Origin of the sequence: Eggerthella sp. (genome assembly GCF_048329335.1) — a bacterium.
GTDB lineage: Bacteria > Actinomycetota > Coriobacteriia > Coriobacteriales > Eggerthellaceae > Eggerthella > Eggerthella lenta.
The window spans coordinates 1-18406 of the sequence record NZ_DBFEGU010000084.1; the positions used below are offsets into that span (position 1 = coordinate 1).

Consider the following 18406-nt stretch of genomic DNA (forward strand, 5'->3'; position numbering starts at 1 on the left):
CTTGCAACTGAAGTGTTTCACGTGAAACACTTCAGTTGCCTACCGTTGCAACGGATATACAAGAGAATACGTATACAAAAATAAGAAAGCCCGGAATGTTTCACGTGAAACATTCCGGGCTTTCTTTTGGGAACCTTTCGACCTTTAGGACGCTGCAGCTATGAGCTCCTCGAACAACCTCTCGAGATCTTCCTCATCTTGGAATTCAATCTCAATCTTGTTCTTTCCGTTAGAAGACTTCACCTTTACGGGTGTGTGCAACACATCTTTCAAAGCTTTCGCCACCGTTTTAAACGTCTTAGGCAACGGCTCCTTCTTCGTCGGGGCGTCATTGCGCTTACCCGAGAACAGACGCGCTATAGCCTCTGCTTCTCGAACCGTAAGTTTTTCCGCAACAAGCTTGTCCGTCAGCTTCTGACGCCCTTCTTTCGTGGGAATGGACAGGATTGCGCGTGCATGACCCGCCGATATCTTCTCCTCGAACAATAATTGCTGCGCCTCTTCGGGAAGCTCGAGCAAACGCAACGCATTAGCCACAGTAGAACGGCCTTTTGACATAGCCTGTGCTACTTCGGACTGCGTGAGGTTACGACGCTCCATCATGCGGCGATAACCGTATGCCTCTTCTATAGGGTTAAGGTCGGAACGCTGAATATTCTCCACAAGAGCAAGCTCGAGCGCTTGATCGTCGTCCGCATCCTTAATGCGTACCGGCACGGTTTTCAATCCTACGATTTTACATGCCTGCCAACGACGTTCGCCCGCGATGATCTGATATTCATTGGTTCCAACGGGACGAACGAGAATCGGCTGCAGCAGACCATCCTTCTCGATTGATGCTGCAAGCTCCTCAAGCGCCTCTCTTTTGAAGTTCGTGCGCGGCTGATCGGGGTTCGGGCTGACGGACTCTATCGGAACCTCGTCGGTTCGGCGCTGAACAACGCTTTTGATGGTTACCTGGCTTTCACCATCGACGATCGATTCCTCTTTCATTGGCGTGATTGTTTCACGTGAAACATTCTGACGTTCAACCACGGGTTCGGTATGCATAGGGATCGGCACGACAGTCTCTTCGCGTTGTTGCTCCACCAACACCCGTTTAGGCGTAGATTCGAGAGGGGCTGCTTCCTCAAACGCTCCACCAAGAAGCGAGTTCAAGCCACGACCTAATCCGCTTTTGTTCGCTTTAGCCACGTTGTACCACTTCCTTTGCGAGGTTTACATACGATTGCGCTCCCTTGCCCGATGGATCGTATTGGGTGATAGGCTGGCCGAAGCTCGGTGCTTCAGACAATTTAACCGTACGGGGAATAAGCGTCGTAAAAACCGTTTTACCGAAATAGCTGCGCACCTCTTCAACGACTTGTCGAGAAAGAGTAGTACGACCATCGTACATAGTAAGAAGAACACCGAAGATATCAAGGGTAGGATTCAGACGAGTTTTGACACGTTTCATTGAATCAAGGAGTTTTGTCACACCTTCCAGTGCGTAAAACTCGCATTGAATTGGTATCAACAGCTTGTCCGCAGCAACAAGCGCGTTGACCGTCAATAAGCCGAGAGAAGGAGGGCAATCGATAAATACATAGTCGTACTTGCCTCGAAGGCTTCCTACGGCGTCTTTTAAGCGATTCTCACGGGCCATCTCGGATACAAGCTCTACTTCTGCCCCTGCAAGATTTATCGTGGCTGGTACGAGATCGAGCCCTTCGCCCACATCCGGGATGATGACATCCTCTATTGCAACGTCGTTCAATAAAACGTCGTACACGCAATTGTGCACTTGGCTCTTCTCGATACCTAAACCACTCGAGGAGTTGCCCTGCGGATCAAGATCGACCAACAAAACTTGCTTGCCCAACTCTCCCAATGCGGCGGAAAGGTTGATCGCAGTCGTGGATTTTCCAACGCCGCCCTTCTGATTGATGATGGCCATCACCTTTGTCTGACCGACCACATGTTTGACAGGCGCTTTATCTTTGATCGTCTTGATAGGAGTAGGAGGAACTTCTTGCTCTGCCAAAGGCTTCACAGTCTCTCGTTCAACCACTTCAATATGGTCGATGATCAACTCGTCCTCTACGATCTCTTCTTTTTTATGTTGCTTGACAGTCTCTGCTGCTTTTTTGTCTCGTTTGAGACCATCGAATAGTCCCACAGGGACCCCCTTTCTTGACCGCGAACACAGTATACCTTGTTTAGTGTTTCACGTGAAACACTCGCCCAAAATGTTTCACGTGAAACATCGGGAGCCTGCTAGAACCAAAAGTGTTTCACGTGAAACAAATATAGAAACCGCGTTGGAAAATGAGGTAAACGGCGTGAGATCCGCATAGACCGCACGCTAGAAACCTGCCATATGCACGTAAGACCACATCTGTACAATACTAGATAGGAAAAAGGAGGTTGCTGATGAATACCACGCGGCGCCAATTGCTCGCCCAGCGGGCAGAAAACATGCGTAATCAAATGACCTATCCAGAGCGAAGGCTTTGGTTCTCGTTCTTACGAGAATATCCTACACCGTTCGTAGCTCAAAAAGTGATCGGATCATACATTGTTGATTTCTATTGCAGAAAGGCGCGTCTCAGCATTGAACTGGACGGTGATAGCCATTATACCGAAAGCCAGAAGGAATACGACCGCGTTAGAACAACCTTTCTCGAAATACTCGAGATCAAAGAGCTCAGATTCACTAATAACGAAGTAATGGAAAACCTCGAAGGCGTGTGCGAAGCGATCCACGCTGAAGTCCTCAAGCGTCGTAACGACGTTCACGGAAGCCTATTCCAAAAAATGAAGGACAAACATTAGACTCCGCTGGATCCGAATTCAATTCACTATCTGCGTTGTCAATGCGAGAACGCGGCGTTTGGCGTTTACTCTGGATCCGAGCTAAATGCGCGTAGGCTGCGTGTTAGAACTGAATGGAATCCGCGTAAGGTTAGCGCTAGATTCTAATGCAGAATGTTTCACGTGAAACATTCTGCATTAGAGCGGGCGTTTTTGCGCGAAGCCTGTTTTGCGCGGAAGCTTTACATGCGGGGTACCCGTTTTTTCGAAGCAAATGATGCGGCGGTGATTCTTGCCAAGCTCAACGATACGATCGGATACAAGCTTCATCGCCAAGCGGTTTTGCAACGATAGGGCATGCTCCATCTCTTCATCGGATACATTGGCTTTATAGCAAATCAACCGCCCACCTTCCTGCAGCAACGGGCTGGCGAATTCCATGAGTATCGACAGCTGAGCAAGCGCCCGAGCGGTCACCGCAGCGAACGAGGCAGGTTCTTCACGAGCAAGGTCTTCGATTCGGCCGGTATACACATCAACGTTATCAAGACCTAACGTTTGCACCATCGAAGCGAGGATCGTGGTTTTCTTACCGACGGAATCAGCTAGAAGCGTAGAACGACCGCTCTCTATAGCTAGGGGAATACCCGGATAACCTGCCCCTGATCCAATATCGACCATTCGACCTTCCGGTGCTTCTCTCAATTCAGGCAGACCAACTAAAGAATCCTGCACGTGGAGAAGCATCCCTTCATCCCATGTCGAAATACGCGTGATGTTGGTGGTCTTATTGGCTTCGATAACCAACTCCAGATGGCGTTTCAAAAGATCCTCGCGCATGTTCACTCCTCTATAATCGAATGCCCTCAGTATAGAGGAATGTTTCACGTGAAACATTCAAATCACGACGTTTCAAATGTTTCACGTGAAGCATTTGAGCGAAACGCACCTCAGGTAAGAGTGTTTCACGTGAAACATTCATGACGCGAAACAGACTGAGGTTAGACCATTGTCTATTGTTTCACGTGAAACACTCACGACAATAAACCGAGCTCTTGACCCTTTTCTAATGTTTCACGTGAAACATTTAGCGTAAGGACAAAGGAGAATCAGGTTTAAGGCGATTCGCTTTCGAAACACGAAGGGAGACGGGGGAGCCATCATCGAAAGTCTCGATTGAAAGGAACTTCTAATGTTTCACGTGAAACATTAGAAACAAAAAACCCGCACCTTTCGATGCGGGCTTGCGGCTAAACTGAGACTTACAAGTTTAGCGAGGAAGAATCACCACATGACGGGCGCTGCCTTCGCCTTCAGATGCCGTCTCCACACGGTCGTCGTCGCGAAGGCAGATGTGCACGATACGACGCTCGTACGGCGTCATCGGACGAAGCTTGATGCTGCGGTTCTGGCTAGCTGCACGGTTCGCGGAAGAACGGGCAATCGATTCCAGCTTCTCGCGCTGACGGCTCTTGTAACCTTCGACGTCCACGATGACCGGGTAGCGGAACCCGATGGTGCGCACGGTAATCGCCGACACGAGGAACTGCAGAGCGTCGAGCGTCTTGCCGTGACGGCCAATCAGCACCGCCAGATCGTCGCCCGTGATGTCGAGGATCAGCTCACCTTCGTCGCCTTCGTACTCGTCGATGGTCACTTCGCCCACCTCGAAGTACTTGAGAATATCTTGGAGCGCTCCAATCGCCGTATCGGCAATGCGATCTAGATCCTCGTCGGTCAGTTCAGCGGGTTCCTCATCAAGAGGCTTCTCATCAACCAATTCTTCAGCCATGACAGACTCCTCAATGTTTCACGTGAAACAATCGCGGTTACTTGCGCTTCGTCGTATCCTTCTTGGTCGGACGGGGCTTCTTCTGCTTGCGGGTCACGTCCACCTCGATAGGCTTCACCTCGATGGTTTCAGCGGCCTCGGCATCGCGCTTCTTCATGATGCGCATGGAGATCTGCTGCTGCGCGATGCCCATGAGGGAGGACGCGCCCCAGAACAGAAGCACGCCGGCGGGCGAGCTCCAGCTGATCCAGAGCATGAACACGCTCATCACAGCGGCCATGATCATGGTCTGCTTGCGCTGCGGGTTGTCCTTGTTTCCCATCTGCATGAGAACCATGGGCAAAAACGTGGCGCCCGCGAAGATCACCATAAGGATCAAATAGGGAACAAACGTTCCAAAACCAACGGCCAGAGCCTCAGAAGGCCTCATAACCAAGCTGGGAACCAGGTTGTAGAACTCGTAGGTGGTGCCCGATGTGCGCGAACCCATCTCGCTGAGCACTTGAAACAACGCCATGAAGATAGGCATCTGCAGCAGCATGGGCAGACAGCCCGCCAGCGGGTTGAACTTCACCTCGGCGTAGAGCTTCTGCATCTCTTCCTGCAAGCGAGGCTGATCGTCAGCGTACTTGCGCTGCAGCTCCTGCATGAGCGGCTGCACCTTCTGCATCTGAAACGACGATTTCGTCTGCTTGTGCATCAAAGGCGAGATCAGAATACGGAAGATGACCGTCACGATGATGATGGCCAGGCCCCAGTCGCCGCAGAAGTCATAGAAGAAATGGATAATGTCGAATATCCAGTCCTTAAATACGTCCCACATGTTCAGTTGTTCCTTCCTCTATACCAAAGAAGCCCGCGCGACGACCTCAAGGAACAGGATCGTAGCCGTGCGAACCCCCCGGACGACAACGTAGCACACGCTTCACCGTGAGCTTGAAACCCCGGCAGAACCCGTAGCGCTGGAAGGCTATGAGCCCGTATTCGGAGCACGTCGGCGTGAAGCGGCAGCAAGAAGGGAACAGAGGGGAAATGGCAGCCCGGTAGAAGGTGATGAGAAACACCGCCACTTTGCACGGCACCTGTTTCAGAAATGCCTTCATTCCTCTCGTCCCTAACGTAATTCAGCCCGCTTCAACGTCTCGGCACATGCTGTATGCACTTTACTATAAGAACTCCTCATGATACCCGACTTCGCGAGAAATATCACATCGTAGCCCGCCCACGGACCACCCAGTTCGTGACATATGGCTCGCATGCGTCGTTTAGCGCTGTTGCGCCATACCGCATTCCCTGACTTTTTACCCGCAATAAAAGCAACACGACCTTGCTGGCCGTGCTGCTTCGTGGGTAACACTATGAACGTAAGGTACGGCGTATGCAGACGCTTACCGCATGAGAACAGATCGGAGATATCCCCGCGGGATTTAATGGTCTCCAACCTAAAGCTCTCTTTACACGCAGAGACGCTTGCGCCCCTTGGCGCGACGAGCAGCCAGCACCTTGCGGCCGCCCTTCGTCGACATACGAGCACGGAAACCGTGGCACTTAGCCCGCTTACGAGTGTTAGGTTGATACGTGCGCTTCATATTGATTCCCTTTCATGGTTTTAGAGCAACCTCGAAAGTATAGCTCACGTTACCGGGGAGTCAAGGAAAACTCACAAGAAGGGTTCATGATTTTTTCCAGGTCGCTTCGAATAGAACGAACCCCAGGGAAGGTCTCTTCGCCGTGGAAAACCTCGAAAGTTTGTTCTGAATGCCCTTGACCATGCCCGGGTGGCTATTTTTTCAACCGTTTTCCTCTTTTTCGCGCAGCTCGATTGTGGAAAATGTTGAAAACTCTCGATTCATTCGAGAGCCGTTGTGGAAATCTCTAACGTCATCGGTTTGTCAAGGGATATTTTCTCATTCTTTTACAAGCCTCTCATCAGGCATAAAAGGTGATCGTAGTTATTAACAAAGCTTTGACCTGGTGTTATATATTGCTTGCCGGGTGATTCACCCATGCGACCGGGCAATATGTTACCCAATCTTCACGTAAACGAATTCAAACGGTCACGTCCTGCCGGAGGACGCGTTTCGGCCCAGGAAGCGCCAATCCGCTTGGAGGCTATCAACATTTTTGCACGTTTTTCACCAACGTTCGTACGTTTTCCAGAATATGTTCTTCAACGTTTTCCACATTTTCTGAATAGAAAGTGGAAAACGTTGAAAAGCCCATGTGGAAAGCAATGCAGGATTTAGAAATAGATGAATACATAGTTTTGAATGCTATGAATTCCCCAGGTGGATAGATTCAGAATCGAAAAAACGCTACAATGCCTTTGAATGTTGCTGAAAAATGCTGAATATCGAATCTGAAAACGGAACACCATTGGACAACCAGATTGAAAAAGCAGATCATCAGGATGAAACCGCTGATGAAAACGTGGAGCCTTTCGACTACACGCATGTACACGCCGTAGCGCGCATCGCGCTGTACGACGATCTTCGCAGCGCCCCGCGCGTGACGGAGATACACCCGGCGCCGACGGCTGAATTCATTGAAAGCCTTGCATCGAAAATTTATGAACAGGCTAAAAACGCCGGAGGGACCATTCCGTACACCGTCATCCGCGAAGTATCGGAAAACTTCATCCACGCGCGTTTCGCCGAGGCTACCGTGTCCATCCTGGACGAGGGCAATACCATCCGTTTCGCCGACCAGGGCCCGGGCATACCTTATAAGGATCAAGCGCAGATCCCCGGGTTCACATCCGCCGTGGAGCCGATGAAACACTATATTCGCGGCGTGGGGTCGGGCTTGCCCATCGTGAAAGAGTACCTCGATTTCTCGCACGGCACCATCACCATTGAGGACAACCTGGGAACAGGCGCCGTAGTGACCATCAGCCTACGTGCGGGCGAGGCGACCGATATGCCGCCCGTCGACCAATCGAGCGCGCTTCACCCTGCATCCGCGCAACCATCGGCCATGGAACCCGCTTACCCGATGCACGAGGCGCCGCAGCAGCTGCAGCAGCAGATTCCTCCCCAGCAGCCGATGCAGCAACCCGCCTACCCGGCGCAATACGGATACGCAAACCCACCGTATCCGCAGGAAGCCGCGCCCGCACGACCGCCTTACGGTTACGAGCCCGAACCGCAGTACGCGCCCCCGCGCTATGCGCAGAATCCCTACGCGGCAGGCGCGCCCTACTATCCCCAGCACGGTGCCCCGGCTCATCGCGCTCAGGGCATGGACATGCAAGCCCAGCATGCGATGGCGCCGCTTATCCCCCCGTTGTCGCAACGCGAGCGCGACTTCCTGCCCATCTTCCTGAGCGAAGGAGCCCTGGGAGTAACGGACCTGTCGCGTTTGACCGGCGTGCCGCAATCAAGCACGTACGTGGCGCTGTCGAAATTAGAGGAAGCCGGGCTTATCGAGAAAACGGTCGGACAGAAGCGCATTCTGACCGATCTGGGATACCACGTGGCAAATTCCCTATAATCGGCCTTTACCCGGCTTCGATCTGTTAATACAATCGAAGCGGCGGCGGGTGGCGCCCGCTTGACGCACGAGAGAGATGTTTCACGTGAAACATTCGCGATGCCCCCATCAAGGAAGCAAGCTATGAACAGCGAAAAACTCGAGCAGGTCTGGTCCGAAGTATGCGGCCAGGTGAAAAGCTACAACAATATCGATCCGTCGCAGATCAACGCGTTCTTCTCACGCCTGCATCCGCAGGCTATGAGCGACGGGTTCCTCATGATCACCGCGGACAACGACTTTATAAAGACATGGATCGAGCGTCATTATGTCGAGTTCATCAAACGCGCGCTGAACGACCTGTACCACATGCCGTTCACCGTGATCATCGAAGTGGACATCACAGCCGCCGAACCTCCCGCTCCGGCGCCTGCTCCTCCCGCCGCGCAGGCAGCCCCGGCGGCAACCATGGCGACGGCGGCAGAAACGCCTGCGCCCGTCAGCTCTCCGCAGCCCGCGCCGGCTCCTGCCGCGAATGCCGCAAGTTCGCCGCAAATCGACGCAGGCCGTCCCGAAGCGCATAGAGGGGCGGTAGGGGAAGAGGTCGCCGGCGTCGGCGCGAAACGAGAAATAGCGCTCGACGGCCCCGACAGCCCCGCGTCCACGCTTACGTTCGAGAACTTCGTCATCGGCGATTCGAACCGCATGGCGTACTCCATGGCCGTGGCCGTGGCCGAGATGCCGGGCAAGGCGCACCTCAACCCGCTGTTCATCTACGGCAAGTCGGGTCTGGGGAAAACGCACCTCATGCGCGCCATCCAGAACTACATCAACGAGACGATGCCGCAGCTTTCCACCATCTACGTGGACTCGGCCGAGCTGTTGAGCGACTACATGGAGGCCAGCGCGGCGCACGACAAGCAGAAATCCAGCTACAAGAACTTCAAGACGCGCTACGAGGAAGCCGACGTGCTGCTCATCGACGACGTCCAGTACCTGCAGGGCAAGAAGCAGACGCTCGACATCGTGTTCCAGATATTCAACAAGCTGACCAGCCAGGGCCGCCAAGTGGTGCTGTCGGCCGACCGCGCGCCGAAGAACATCGACATCGACGAGCGCTACCGCAGCCGCTTCAACTCGGGCGGCACGTTCGACATCCAGCCCCCCGAGATCGAGACGAAGCTGGGCATCGTGAAAAGCTTCGTGGACGAGTACCGCGAGTCGGAAGGGTCGCACGACTTCAACATCCCCGACGACATCCAGATGTACATCGCGGAAAGCTCCAGCTCGAACATCCGCGAGCTGAAGAGCGCCGTCACGAAGGTGATCTACCAGATGACGTTCTTCAACCAGCCCGACCTCAAGCTGGACGACGTGCGCACGCTGCTGGAGAACCACTTCACCGGCGGCCCTTCGAAGCGCCTCACCATCGCCGACATTCAAAAGGAAGTGGAGAACTTCTACAAGGTGAGCCACGCCGACCTCGTGGGCAAGAAGCGCACGCGCAACATCATCTACGCGCGCCAGATAGCCATATACCTGTGCCGCCAGATGCTCGACCTGCCGTTCAACGACATCGGCAAGAAGTTCAACCGCGACCACTCCACCGTAATGTACTCGGTGACCAACGTCGAGGAGAAGATGAAGGAGAACCGCGAGCTGCGCGAGGAGCTGGAAGCGCTGCGCGGGCTCATCAACGAGATGTAGCGTACGCGCGTTCGGCGGAAAGATGACTGAAACATGACTGACAAGTTGCCGAAAAGCGGTGCAACCCTATGGAAAGATAATAAAAGCGATAATTGATGTTGAGGGAGGGTGCTCGGTCTGCACGATCGATTCAGGAAGAATTCCAAGGGTTGACATGCGATAACGTAGGTTTTCCACATTTCCACCGCCCTTATTATTACAACTATTAAAACCTTAGATATATTAGAGAAGATCAAGAGCAAAGAGCAAAACCCGAAAACCCGCATTCATACGTCATGCCGATCATGCGCAATGTTTCACGTGAAACATTCGAACCTCTATAATGACGGCAGCGCTCGCTGCTTCTAGAGAAAGGGAACGTCTTGAAATTCAGCATCAACCAATCGGAATTGCAGAACGCGTTGTCCGTGGTGCTCAAGGGCATCGCAACCCGATCGACGCTTCCCATTCTGTCGGGCATCTACCTCGACGCGCACGACGACACCCTTACGCTTCAAGCGACCGACCTCGAGCTGTCCATCCAGTACTCGGTTTCGGCGCTCATCGAGGAGACGGGCAAGGCCGTGGTTCCCGGCAAGCTGTTCTCCGAGATCGTGAAGAACCTGCCCGACGCAGCCGTGCACGTGGCAGCCGAGGACGACTCGGCGGTCATCACGTGCGACACGGCGTCGTTCTCCATCAAGACGCTCGACGCGGAGGACTTCCCCGGATTCCCTCACGTGGACGTGCAGCAGGAAGTGTCCATTCCCTTCACGCAGTTCGCTTCCATGGTGAAGCGCGTGGCGCGCGTGGTGTCGAAGGACGAGAGCCGCGCCATCCTCACGGGCGTGCTGATCACGCTGGAGGACACCACGCTCAAGATGGTGGCCACCGACTCGTATCGCCTCGCCATCACCGAAGCCGAGCTTCCCGAATCCAGCGCCGAGGAGTTCCAGGCGGTCATCGCGGGATCGTTCTTGCAGGAGATATCTTCGCTGCCGCGCTCGGAGGACGACCTCAAGCTGGCGCTGGCTGAGAACCAGATCGTCGTCACGTACCACGACACCGTATTCATCAACCGCCGCCTGGAAGGCAACTTCCCGAACTACCGCCAGCTGCTGCCCGATTCCTACGCCACGCGCGTGAGCATGGACGTGGGGCACCTCGTGGCCGGCGTGAAGCGCACGTCGCTGCTGGGACAGACCAGCTCGCCGGTGCGCTTCGACATCAATATGGCGTCGCAGACCGTGCAGCTGTCCGCCGTGGCGCAGGACGTGGGTTCGGCCCAGGAGACGCTGTCGTGCGAGGGCGAAGGCGAGGACGTGGAGATTGCGTTCAACTACGCCTACGTGCTGGACGGGCTGTCCTCCGTGAACACTGACAACGTGTTCCTCGAAGTGCAGTCATCCATGAAGCCCGGCATCTTCAAGGCGGACGAGGGCGAGAACTTCCTGTACCTCGTCATGCCCGTGCGCATCGCGTAAGGACGCGCGCGGCATATCGTGGATCTGGCCATCGCCCATATCTCGTTTCTGAACTTCCGCAGCTACGAGGCGTTCGATCTCGACGGCATCGGTCCGCTCACGGTGCTCGTGGGACCGAACGCCGCGGGGAAGACGAACGTCGTCGAGGGAATAGGCCTGCTGACGGCGCAATCGTCGTTTCGACATGCGCCCGTCGACCAATTGGTGCGCGCCGGGGCTCCCTTCGCGCGCTTGACGGCCGACGTCACCGACGGCAGCCGTCAGCTTGAGCTGGCGGTACAGATGGCCGAGGGCAAGAAGAAGCACCTGCTGAACGGGAAGCCCAAGCGCACAGCCGACCTGAAGGGCCTCGTACCGTCCGTGACGTTCACGCCCGACGACCTGGAGCTGGCGAAAGGGGCCATGTCGGTGCGCCGCGCCGCGCTGGCCGCGCTGGGCTCGCAGCTGTCGGCCAACCACTACCTCATCCGGCGCGATTACGAGAAGGTGCTGCGCCACAAGAACCGCCTGCTGAAGGACGAGGCGCCGGCTGCGCTGGTGGGGGCGATGAACGAGACGCTGGTCACGTGCGGCGCGCAGCTTTCGTGCTACCGCGCCGCGCTGTTCGAGAAGCTGGCGGCTTCGATGGCGTCGTACTACGCTGAGATCACCGACGGGCATGAGCGGCTGGACGCGGGCTTCGTCCCTTCGTGGGAAGAGCACGATCCCCTTTCGTTCGCCACGCGCACGTTCGGGCGCGACGAGGCGCGCGAGGCGCTGGCGGATGCGCTTGCGCGCCGCGGCGGCGAGGAGCGCGTGCGAAAGCGGGCGCTCGTGGGCCCGCATGCCGACCGCATCGAGTTCTTCATCGACGGCAAGAACGCCGCCCTGTTCGGCAGCCAGGGGCAGCAGCGTTCGGTGGTGCTGGCGTTCAAGCTGGCCGAGGCCACGCTGATCCAGGACATTTTGCGCCAAAAGCCGGTGCTGCTGCTGGACGACGTGATGAGCGAGCTGGACGCCGCGCGCCGCCGCGCGCTGGTGGCGTTCATCTCGGGCGACATCCAGACGTTCATCACCACGACGAACCTCGCCTACTTCGACGACGACCTGCTGGGCGGCGCTCGCATCGTAGAGCTGGAGAAACCGCGCAAAACCGGCGAAATGCCTGACGAGGATCGAATGTTTCACGTGAAACATTCGCCGATCGACGCGCAACCGGCGCGCGGGGAGGCCGAAGAGCGCGACGGGCAGCCGTCCGATCCGGCCGAACAACCTTCGGCGCGAATCGAGGGGGACTCATGAGGAAGCTGGGCGAGAGCATCAACGAGCTGATGGCCGCGCTGGCCGCCGGCGACGACGCGTCGCGCAAGGCGCAGCGCGCCGCCGCCGTGAACGTGGCGTGGCGCAACGCGGTGGAGGCCGTGTACAAGGATGCCGCGCAGATGGTGCTCGACCACGTGAACGCCGTGTACATCATGGCCGCCGACGAGGTGGTGAAGGGCGCGACGACGAAGGCGTCGCATACGGGCACGGGCGCGCAGCTGGTGGTGTACGCCGACGACAGCCTCATCCGCTCGGATCTCGATGCGCGCCAAGAGTTCCTCAAGATGAAGTTGAAAGAACAAGGCGAGCACGTGGAGACGTTCAAGATCCTGCCTTCGCGCTTCGAAATGAAGGCTCACCATCCCTTCCGCCGCGCGGAAGAGGACGGTGCCGTCGAGCGCGCTGCGCGCGCGAGTCGCGAGGAAACCCCGCGCACGCCTTTGTCGCCCGAAGAGGAAGCTGCTCTCGAAGCCAGCGTGGGGGCGGTGGAAAGTCCCACGGTCCGCAGGGCGCTCGAGAGGGCGATACGTGCCGATAAAAATCGCATTTAGCGGTTCGATGCGAAAAATAATGATCGAATACGAGATCGCGGCTCGTACGGCTTCTAAAACCCTTCATACTTGATGGATTTTATTGGTATCAAGGCATGGTTATGGTAGAATTTTCAGGTTAGCGCGAATCAGCGCTGCACTCACACATCGCACTATAAAAGGAGCATGTCAGTGGCAAACAAACCTGACCATTACGACGGTTCTGACATTCAGGTCCTCGAGGGCCTGGAGGCGGTCCGCAAGCGTCCGGGCATGTACATCGGCTCGACGGGTCCTCGCGGCCTGCACCACCTGGTGTACGAGGTCGTCGACAACGCCGTCGACGAAGCGCTCGCCGGATACTGCGACGAGATCAAGGTGTGGATCCATCAGGACAACTCGATCTCGGTCGACGACAACGGGCGCGGTATCCCGATCGACAAGCACCCGAAAGAGAAGATCCCCACCGTCGAGGTGGTGCTCACCATCCTGCACGCAGGCGGCAAGTTCGGCGGCGAGGGCTACAAGGTGTCCGGCGGCCTGCACGGCGTGGGCGTCTCCGTCGTGAACGCGCTGTCTTCCCGCGTGGAAGTGCAGGTGCGCAAGGAGGGCAAGGAGTACTTCATCGGCTTCGACCACGGCAAGACGTCCGAGAAGCTGCGCGAAGTTGGCCCCACGAAGCGCGGCAACGGCACGACCGTGTCGTTCTGGCCCGACCCGGAGATCTTCACCGAGACCACCGTGTACGATTTCGACACTCTGGCGAACCGCTTCCGCGAGATGGCGTTCCTCAACAAGGGCCTCAAGATCGTGCTGTACGACGAGCGCGTCACCGATGCCGACGGCAAGCCGCGCACCGAGGTGTTCCAGTACGCCGGCGGCATCGTCGACTTCGTGAAGTTCCTGAACGAGGGCAAGGAAACGCTGAACAAGCCCATCTACTTCGAGGCCGAGAACGACGACGGCACCGTTGAAGTGGCCATGCAGTGGTCCACCTCGTACTCCACGAACTCCGTCATGGCGTTCGCGAACAACATCAACACGCACGAAGGCGGCACGCACCTCGACGGCTTCAAGCAGGCCGTCACGCGCACCATCAACGAGTACGCCCGCTCGAAGGGCATCCTCAAAGAGAAGGATTCCAACCTCTCCGGCGACGACACGCGCGAGGGCTGCGCGGCCATCGTGTCCGTGAAGCTGCACGACCCGCAGTTCGAGGGCCAGACGAAGACGAAGCTGGGCAACACCGAGATCCGTCCGCTGGTGCAGAACGCCGTGACCCAGGGCCTGGCCGAGTACCTCGAGGAGAATCCGACCCCGGCCAAGCGCATCATCGGCAAGGCCACCCAGGCGCTCAAGGCTCGCGAAGCCGCCCGCAAGGCGCGCGAGATGACGCGCCGCAAGGGCGTGCTGGACTCGTTCGCGCTGCCGGGCAAGCTGGCCGACTGCTCGTCCAAGACCCCGGAGAACTCCGAACTGTTCATCGTAGAGGGCGATTCCGCAGGCGGCTCGGCCAAGCAGGCCCGCGACCGCAAGACGCAGGCTATCCTGCCCTTGCGCGGCAAGATCCTCAACGTTGAGCGCGCGGGCTTGCACCGCTCGCTTTCCAGCGACACCATCAGCTCGCTGATCACGGCTATCGGCACGAACATCGGCGACGACTTCGACGCCGACCAGTCGCGCTACCACCGTATCATCATCATGACCGATGCCGACGTCGACGGCGCGCATATCCGCATCCTGCTGTTGACGTTCTTCTACCGCTACATGCCGGAGCTCATCAATCGCGGCTACATCTACATCGCACAGCCGCCCATCTTCGGCCTCAAGAAGAAGAACTCGCGCTCGCCGAAGATCGAGCGCTACATCTACGACGAGAGCTCGCTGGGCTCGGTGCTGGCCGAGTACGACGATCCGAACAAGTTCGACGTGCAGCGCTACAAGGGCCTGGGCGAGATGGACCCGGATCAGCTGTGGGAGACCACGATGGAGCCGGCTACCCGCACGCTTCTGCAGGTGAGCATCGACGACGCCGCCGAGGCCGAGCGCGTGGTGAGCGACCTCATGGGAGACCAGGTGGAGCCGCGCAAGGAGTTCATCCAGAAGCACGCGCGCGACGTCCGATTCCTGGACATCTAGCGTTCTGGTGGTCTGACGACCGCCGGAATACCTCGCTGACTTACTACGCCAACCTGTAAGGTAGGAGATTTATGGCAGACAACAACGATTCTTTCGACGAGTTCTTGAATCGCGCCGAAGAGGATTACGACGCGGGCGACATCGAAGCGGCCGAGGCCGGCGACGAAGACGACGTGCTGAACGACGTCGAGGGCGGTGAGGACGAGTCGCGCCCCGGCGCGTTCGTGTCCGAGGAGAACAAGGCGCGCTCGCTGATCGACATGTCGTCGATCGCGAACCCGCACGGCTCCATCGTCGAAGGCGCCAACGGCGGCGAGGGCACCATCGTGCGCTCCGCCTACCTCGGCAAGGAGATGCAGACGTCGTTCCTGGAATACGCCATGAGCGTCATCGTCTCGCGCGCCCTGCCGGACGTGCGCGACGGCTTGAAGCCGGTTCACCGCCGCATCCTGTACGCCATGAACGAGTCCGGCTACACGCCGAACCGCCCGCACATGAAATCGGCCCGTACGGTCGGCGACGTCATCGGCAAGTACCACCCGCACGGCGACTCCGCCGTGTACGACACGATGGTGCGCTTGGCCCAGCCGTTCTCGATGCGCGTGCCGCTGGTGGACGGCCACGGCAACTTCGGCTCCATCGACGGCGACGGCGCGGCGGCCATGCGTTACACCGAGTCCCGTCTGGACAAGGTGGCCATGGAGCTGCTGCGCGACCTGGACAAGGAAACGGTCGACTTCCAGCCCAACTACGACGAGAGCCTCGAAGAGCCCACGGTTCTTCCCGCGCGCTTCCCCAACCTGCTGGTGAACGGCTCGCAGGGCATCGCCGTGGGCATGGCCACGAACATCCCGCCGCACAACCTGGGCGAGACCATCGACGCCACGTGCCTCATGCTGGACAACCCCGACGTCACCACCGAAGAGCTGATGAAGGCGCTGCCCGGCCCGGACTTCCCCACTGGCGGCATAATCATGGGCAAGAAGGGCATCCGCGACGCGTACGAGACGGGCCGCGGCTCGCTGACCGTGCGCGCGAAGTGCAAGGTGGAAGAGGGCAAGAACGGCCGCAGCTCCATCGTGGTCACCGAGATCCCCTACCAGGTGAACCGCCAGCGCCTGCTGGAAAAGCTGGGCGAGCTGGTGCGCGAGAAGAAGCTGCCCGAGATCAGCAACATCCACGACGGCGCCGACCGCCACGGCATCGACATCATCATCGACCTCAAGAAGGACGCCATCCCGCAGGTGGTGCTGAACAAGCTGTACAAGCACACGCAGCTGCAGGTGGGCTTCGGCGTGATCATGCTGTCGCTGGTGGACGGCGCGCCGCGCGTGCTTTCGCTGAAGGAGATGCTGCACTACTACATCGCGCACCAGGAAGAGGTCATCGTCCGCCGTACGCGCTACGAGCTGGCGAAGGCCGAGGAGCGCGCGCATATCCTCGAAGGCTTGATCATCGCGCTGGACAACATCGACGAGATCATCCACATCATCCGCTCGTCGCAGACCGACAAGGAAGCTGCCGAGCGCATGACCGAGCGCTTCGCCTTGACGGACAAGCAGACCGCCGCCATCCTCGAGATGCGCCTGCGCCGCCTCACCGGCTTGGAGCATCAGAAGATCGAGGACGAGCTGAAAGAGCTGCTGGAGAGGATCGCGTACTACAAGCGCGTGCTCTCCGACGACCAGCTGGTGCACGAGATCATCAAGGAAGAGCTGCTCGAGGTGAAGAAGAAGTTCGGCAGCCCGCGCCGCACGCTCTTGTCCGAGGCGGCGAAGGACCTCGACGTCGAGGATCTCATCGCCGAGGAGAGCATGGTCGTCACGATGACGAAGGCCGGCTACGTGAAGCGCCTGCCCGTGGCCACCTACCGCCAGCAGAAGCGCGGCGGCAAGGGCATGTCGGGCGTGAACCTCAAGGACAACGACTACGTGGAGCACCTGTTCGTGGCATCCACGCACTCCTACATGCTGTTCTTCTCCACGAAGGGCAAGGTGTACCGCCTGAAGGTGTACGAGCTTCCCGAGGCGTCGCGCCATGCGCGCGGCACGGCCATCGTGAACCTGCTGCCGCTTGAGAAGGGCGAGACCATCTCGGCCGTCATCGCGACGAAGGACTTCCCGTCCGACGAGTATCTCATGTTCGCCACCGAGCACGGCATGGTGAAGAAGACGTCGATGGACCTGTACGACCGCACGCGCCGCGACGGCCTGATCGCCATCAGCCTGAAGGACAACGACCGCCTCATCTCGGTGAAGCGCGTGGCTCCGGGCGAGAAGGTGCTCATGGTGTCCAGCGCCGGCAAGGCCATCATGTGGGACGAGGGCGAAGTGCGCGCCATGGGCCGCGACACCATGGGCGTGCGCGGCATGAACGTGCCGCCCATCGCCAAGGTGCTGGGCATGGAGATCGCGCAGCCCGACACCGACCTGTTCGTCATCACCGAGAAGGGCTACGGCAAGCGCACCCCCATCGCCGAGTACCCCGAGCACCATCGCGGCGGCCAGGGCGTGTTCACCATCACGATGACCGAGAAGAAGGGCCTGCTGGCCGTCATGAAGATCGTCGCCGAAGACGACGAGATCATGATCATGTCCGAGGAAGGCGTGTGCGTGCGCACCCCGGTGTCGGGCATCTCCGAGCTCGGCCGCTCCACGCAGGGCGTGTGCGTGATGAAGACGGCCGACAAGGACCGCGTGACCGCGGTGGCCATCTCCAGCCGAGGCAAGAAGAAGAAAGCCTCCGGCGCGCAGGTGGAAGGCGAGGAGCTGGACGAGAACGCCATCGACGAGCTTGAAGACGGCGCCGAAGGCACCGCCGAGATCGAGAGCGTCGAAGAAGCAGAGAACGCGGAAGGCGACGAAGAGTAGAAAACAGCCTCCAGCGTAACCTTGAACGCCCCGCCTCGCATCCTGCGAAGCGGGGCGTTCTCTTTTTGGCGCGCCGCGCTGCTACCCAGCGAATGTTTCACGTGAAACATTCGCTCCCGCACTGCACCTGTCACGCGCCCGAATGTTTCATGTGAAACATTCAGCCTCTTTCGCGTTATCGCTTGCGGCTCTCTTCGTTCGCGATGTTTCACGTGAAACATTTTCTTTCCCTCTGCCTCATGAATGCGAAAAACATGAAGGAACCCGCAGCCCCCTGGCGGGTTGTTGACGTGCCGTATACTGCACGCCTCATGACTGTTATCGACGGCCGCCAACGCG

16 protein-coding genes are annotated in these 18406 nt (G+C 57.9%); 8 read left to right on the top strand and 8 right to left on the bottom strand.

Annotation, left to right across the window (positions count from 1 at the left end; all coding sequences use genetic code 11):
- Nucleotides 1-144: 144 nt before the first annotated feature.
- Together ACMO6A_RS02620 and ACMO6A_RS02625 are read right to left on the bottom strand one after the other, a co-directional pair.
- Nucleotides 145-1194 (bottom strand): ParB/RepB/Spo0J family partition protein, encoded by a 1050-nt coding sequence (locus ACMO6A_RS02620; RefSeq protein ID WP_021410621.1) that lies wholly within the window; start codon nucleotides 1192-1194, stop codon nucleotides 145-147.
- Complete coding sequence (locus tag ACMO6A_RS02625; RefSeq protein WP_009305573.1) at nucleotides 1187-2071, bottom strand: ParA family protein; 885 nt, start codon at nucleotides 2069-2071, stop codon at nucleotides 1187-1189. The genes ACMO6A_RS02620 and ACMO6A_RS02625 overlap by 8 nt, the downstream gene beginning before the upstream one ends.
- Before the next feature lie 341 nt (nucleotides 2072-2412).
- Here ACMO6A_RS02625 and ACMO6A_RS02630 point away from each other — a divergent pair, with 341 nt between their 5' ends.
- A complete protein-coding gene (locus ACMO6A_RS02630) occupies nucleotides 2413-2814 on the top strand; it encodes an endonuclease domain-containing protein (RefSeq protein WP_009608929.1) in 402 nt (133 codons plus the stop codon).
- A 177-nt stretch (nucleotides 2815-2991) separates the two neighbouring features.
- Here ACMO6A_RS02630 and rsmG read toward each other — a convergent pair whose 3' ends face one another.
- The 6 genes from rsmG to rpmH all read right to left on the bottom strand — a co-directional run bounded on the left by rsmG (nucleotide 2992) and on the right by rpmH (nucleotide 6174).
- Nucleotides 2992-3633, bottom strand: a complete 642-nt coding sequence (gene rsmG / locus ACMO6A_RS02635) for a 16S rRNA (guanine(527)-N(7))-methyltransferase RsmG (RefSeq protein WP_009305576.1) — start codon at nucleotides 3631-3633, stop codon at nucleotides 2992-2994.
- Between the two features lie 430 nt (nucleotides 3634-4063).
- Nucleotides 4064-4585 (bottom strand): protein jag, encoded by a 522-nt coding sequence (locus ACMO6A_RS02640; RefSeq protein ID WP_009305578.1) that lies wholly within the window; start codon nucleotides 4583-4585, stop codon nucleotides 4064-4066.
- 37 nt (nucleotides 4586-4622) lie between these two features.
- Complete coding sequence (locus ACMO6A_RS02645; protein ID WP_009305580.1) at nucleotides 4623-5408, bottom strand: YidC/Oxa1 family membrane protein insertase; 786 nt, start codon at nucleotides 5406-5408, stop codon at nucleotides 4623-4625.
- 46 nt (nucleotides 5409-5454) lie between these two features.
- Nucleotides 5455-5688, bottom strand: coding sequence for a membrane protein insertion efficiency factor YidD (gene yidD, locus ACMO6A_RS02650; protein ID WP_009305581.1), 234 nt, complete (start codon nucleotides 5686-5688; stop codon nucleotides 5455-5457).
- Nucleotides 5689-5699: 11 nt separating this feature from the next.
- Complete coding sequence (gene rnpA / locus ACMO6A_RS02655; RefSeq protein ID WP_009305583.1) at nucleotides 5700-6026, bottom strand: ribonuclease P protein component; 327 nt, start codon at nucleotides 6024-6026, stop codon at nucleotides 5700-5702.
- A 13-nt stretch (nucleotides 6027-6039) separates the two neighbouring features.
- Nucleotides 6040-6174: a 50S ribosomal protein L34 gene (gene rpmH, locus ACMO6A_RS02660; RefSeq protein ID WP_013981168.1), complete on the bottom strand. Its 135-nt coding sequence runs from the start codon at nucleotides 6172-6174 to the stop codon at nucleotides 6040-6042.
- A gap of 754 nt (nucleotides 6175-6928) precedes the next feature.
- Between rpmH and ACMO6A_RS02665 the strand changes: the two genes are divergently transcribed.
- The 7 genes from ACMO6A_RS02665 (at nucleotide 6929) to gyrA (ending at nucleotide 18067) form a co-directional block, all read left to right on the top strand.
- Nucleotides 6929-8077 carry an ATP-binding protein gene (locus tag ACMO6A_RS02665; RefSeq protein ID WP_009305585.1) on the top strand — a complete coding sequence of 383 codons (1149 nt, stop codon included), beginning with the start codon at nucleotides 6929-6931 and terminating at the stop codon, nucleotides 8075-8077.
- 123 nt (nucleotides 8078-8200) lie between these two features.
- Nucleotides 8201-9763 (top strand): chromosomal replication initiator protein DnaA, encoded by a 1563-nt coding sequence (gene dnaA, locus ACMO6A_RS02670; RefSeq protein ID WP_009305586.1) that lies wholly within the window; start codon nucleotides 8201-8203, stop codon nucleotides 9761-9763.
- A gap of 362 nt (nucleotides 9764-10125) precedes the next feature.
- On the top strand, nucleotides 10126-11226 hold the full coding sequence (gene dnaN, locus ACMO6A_RS02675) for a DNA polymerase III subunit beta (protein WP_009305587.1): 1101 nt from the start codon (nucleotides 10126-10128) through the stop codon (nucleotides 11224-11226).
- Nucleotides 11227-11244: 18 nt separating this feature from the next.
- Nucleotides 11245-12507 (top strand): DNA replication/repair protein RecF, encoded by a 1263-nt coding sequence (gene recF / locus ACMO6A_RS02680; RefSeq protein ID WP_418470740.1) that lies wholly within the window; start codon nucleotides 11245-11247, stop codon nucleotides 12505-12507.
- Complete coding sequence (locus ACMO6A_RS02685) at nucleotides 12504-13079, top strand: hypothetical protein (protein WP_009305589.1); 576 nt, start codon at nucleotides 12504-12506, stop codon at nucleotides 13077-13079. The genes recF and ACMO6A_RS02685 overlap by 4 nt, the downstream gene beginning before the upstream one ends.
- 165 nt (nucleotides 13080-13244) lie before the next feature.
- Nucleotides 13245-15197, top strand: a complete 1953-nt coding sequence (gene gyrB / locus ACMO6A_RS02690; protein ID WP_157011223.1) for a DNA topoisomerase (ATP-hydrolyzing) subunit B — start codon at nucleotides 13245-13247, stop codon at nucleotides 15195-15197.
- 71 nt (nucleotides 15198-15268) lie between these two features.
- Nucleotides 15269-18067: a DNA gyrase subunit A gene (gene gyrA / locus ACMO6A_RS02695; RefSeq protein ID WP_009608957.1), complete on the top strand. Its 2799-nt coding sequence runs from the start codon at nucleotides 15269-15271 to the stop codon at nucleotides 18065-18067.
- Nucleotides 18068-18406 lie beyond the last annotated feature (339 nt).

Coding starts and splice junctions, on each gene's coding strand:
- ACMO6A_RS02640 (WP_009305578.1), bottom strand. CDS start 4,585: ATGGCTGAAGAATTGGTTGATGAGAAGCCTCTTGATGAGGAACCCGCT.
- dnaA (WP_009305586.1), top strand. CDS start 8,201: ATGAACAGCGAAAAACTCGAGCAGGTCTGGTCCGAAGTATGCGGCCAG.
- ACMO6A_RS02685 (WP_009305589.1), top strand. CDS start 12,504: ATGAGGAAGCTGGGCGAGAGCATCAACGAGCTGATGGCCGCGCTGGCC.
- ACMO6A_RS02630 (WP_009608929.1), top strand. CDS start 2,413: ATGAATACCACGCGGCGCCAATTGCTCGCCCAGCGGGCAGAAAACATG.
- rpmH (WP_013981168.1), bottom strand. CDS start 6,174: ATGAAGCGCACGTATCAACCTAACACTCGTAAGCGGGCTAAGTGCCAC.
- gyrA (WP_009608957.1), top strand. CDS start 15,269: ATGGCAGACAACAACGATTCTTTCGACGAGTTCTTGAATCGCGCCGAA.
- ACMO6A_RS02645 (WP_009305580.1), bottom strand. CDS start 5,408: ATGTGGGACGTATTTAAGGACTGGATATTCGACATTATCCATTTCTTC.
- yidD (WP_009305581.1), bottom strand. CDS start 5,688: ATGAAGGCATTTCTGAAACAGGTGCCGTGCAAAGTGGCGGTGTTTCTC.
- rsmG (WP_009305576.1), bottom strand. CDS start 3,633: ATGCGCGAGGATCTTTTGAAACGCCATCTGGAGTTGGTTATCGAAGCC.
- ACMO6A_RS02665 (WP_009305585.1), top strand. CDS start 6,929: ATGCTGAATATCGAATCTGAAAACGGAACACCATTGGACAACCAGATT.
- gyrB (WP_157011223.1), top strand. CDS start 13,245: ATGTCAGTGGCAAACAAACCTGACCATTACGACGGTTCTGACATTCAG.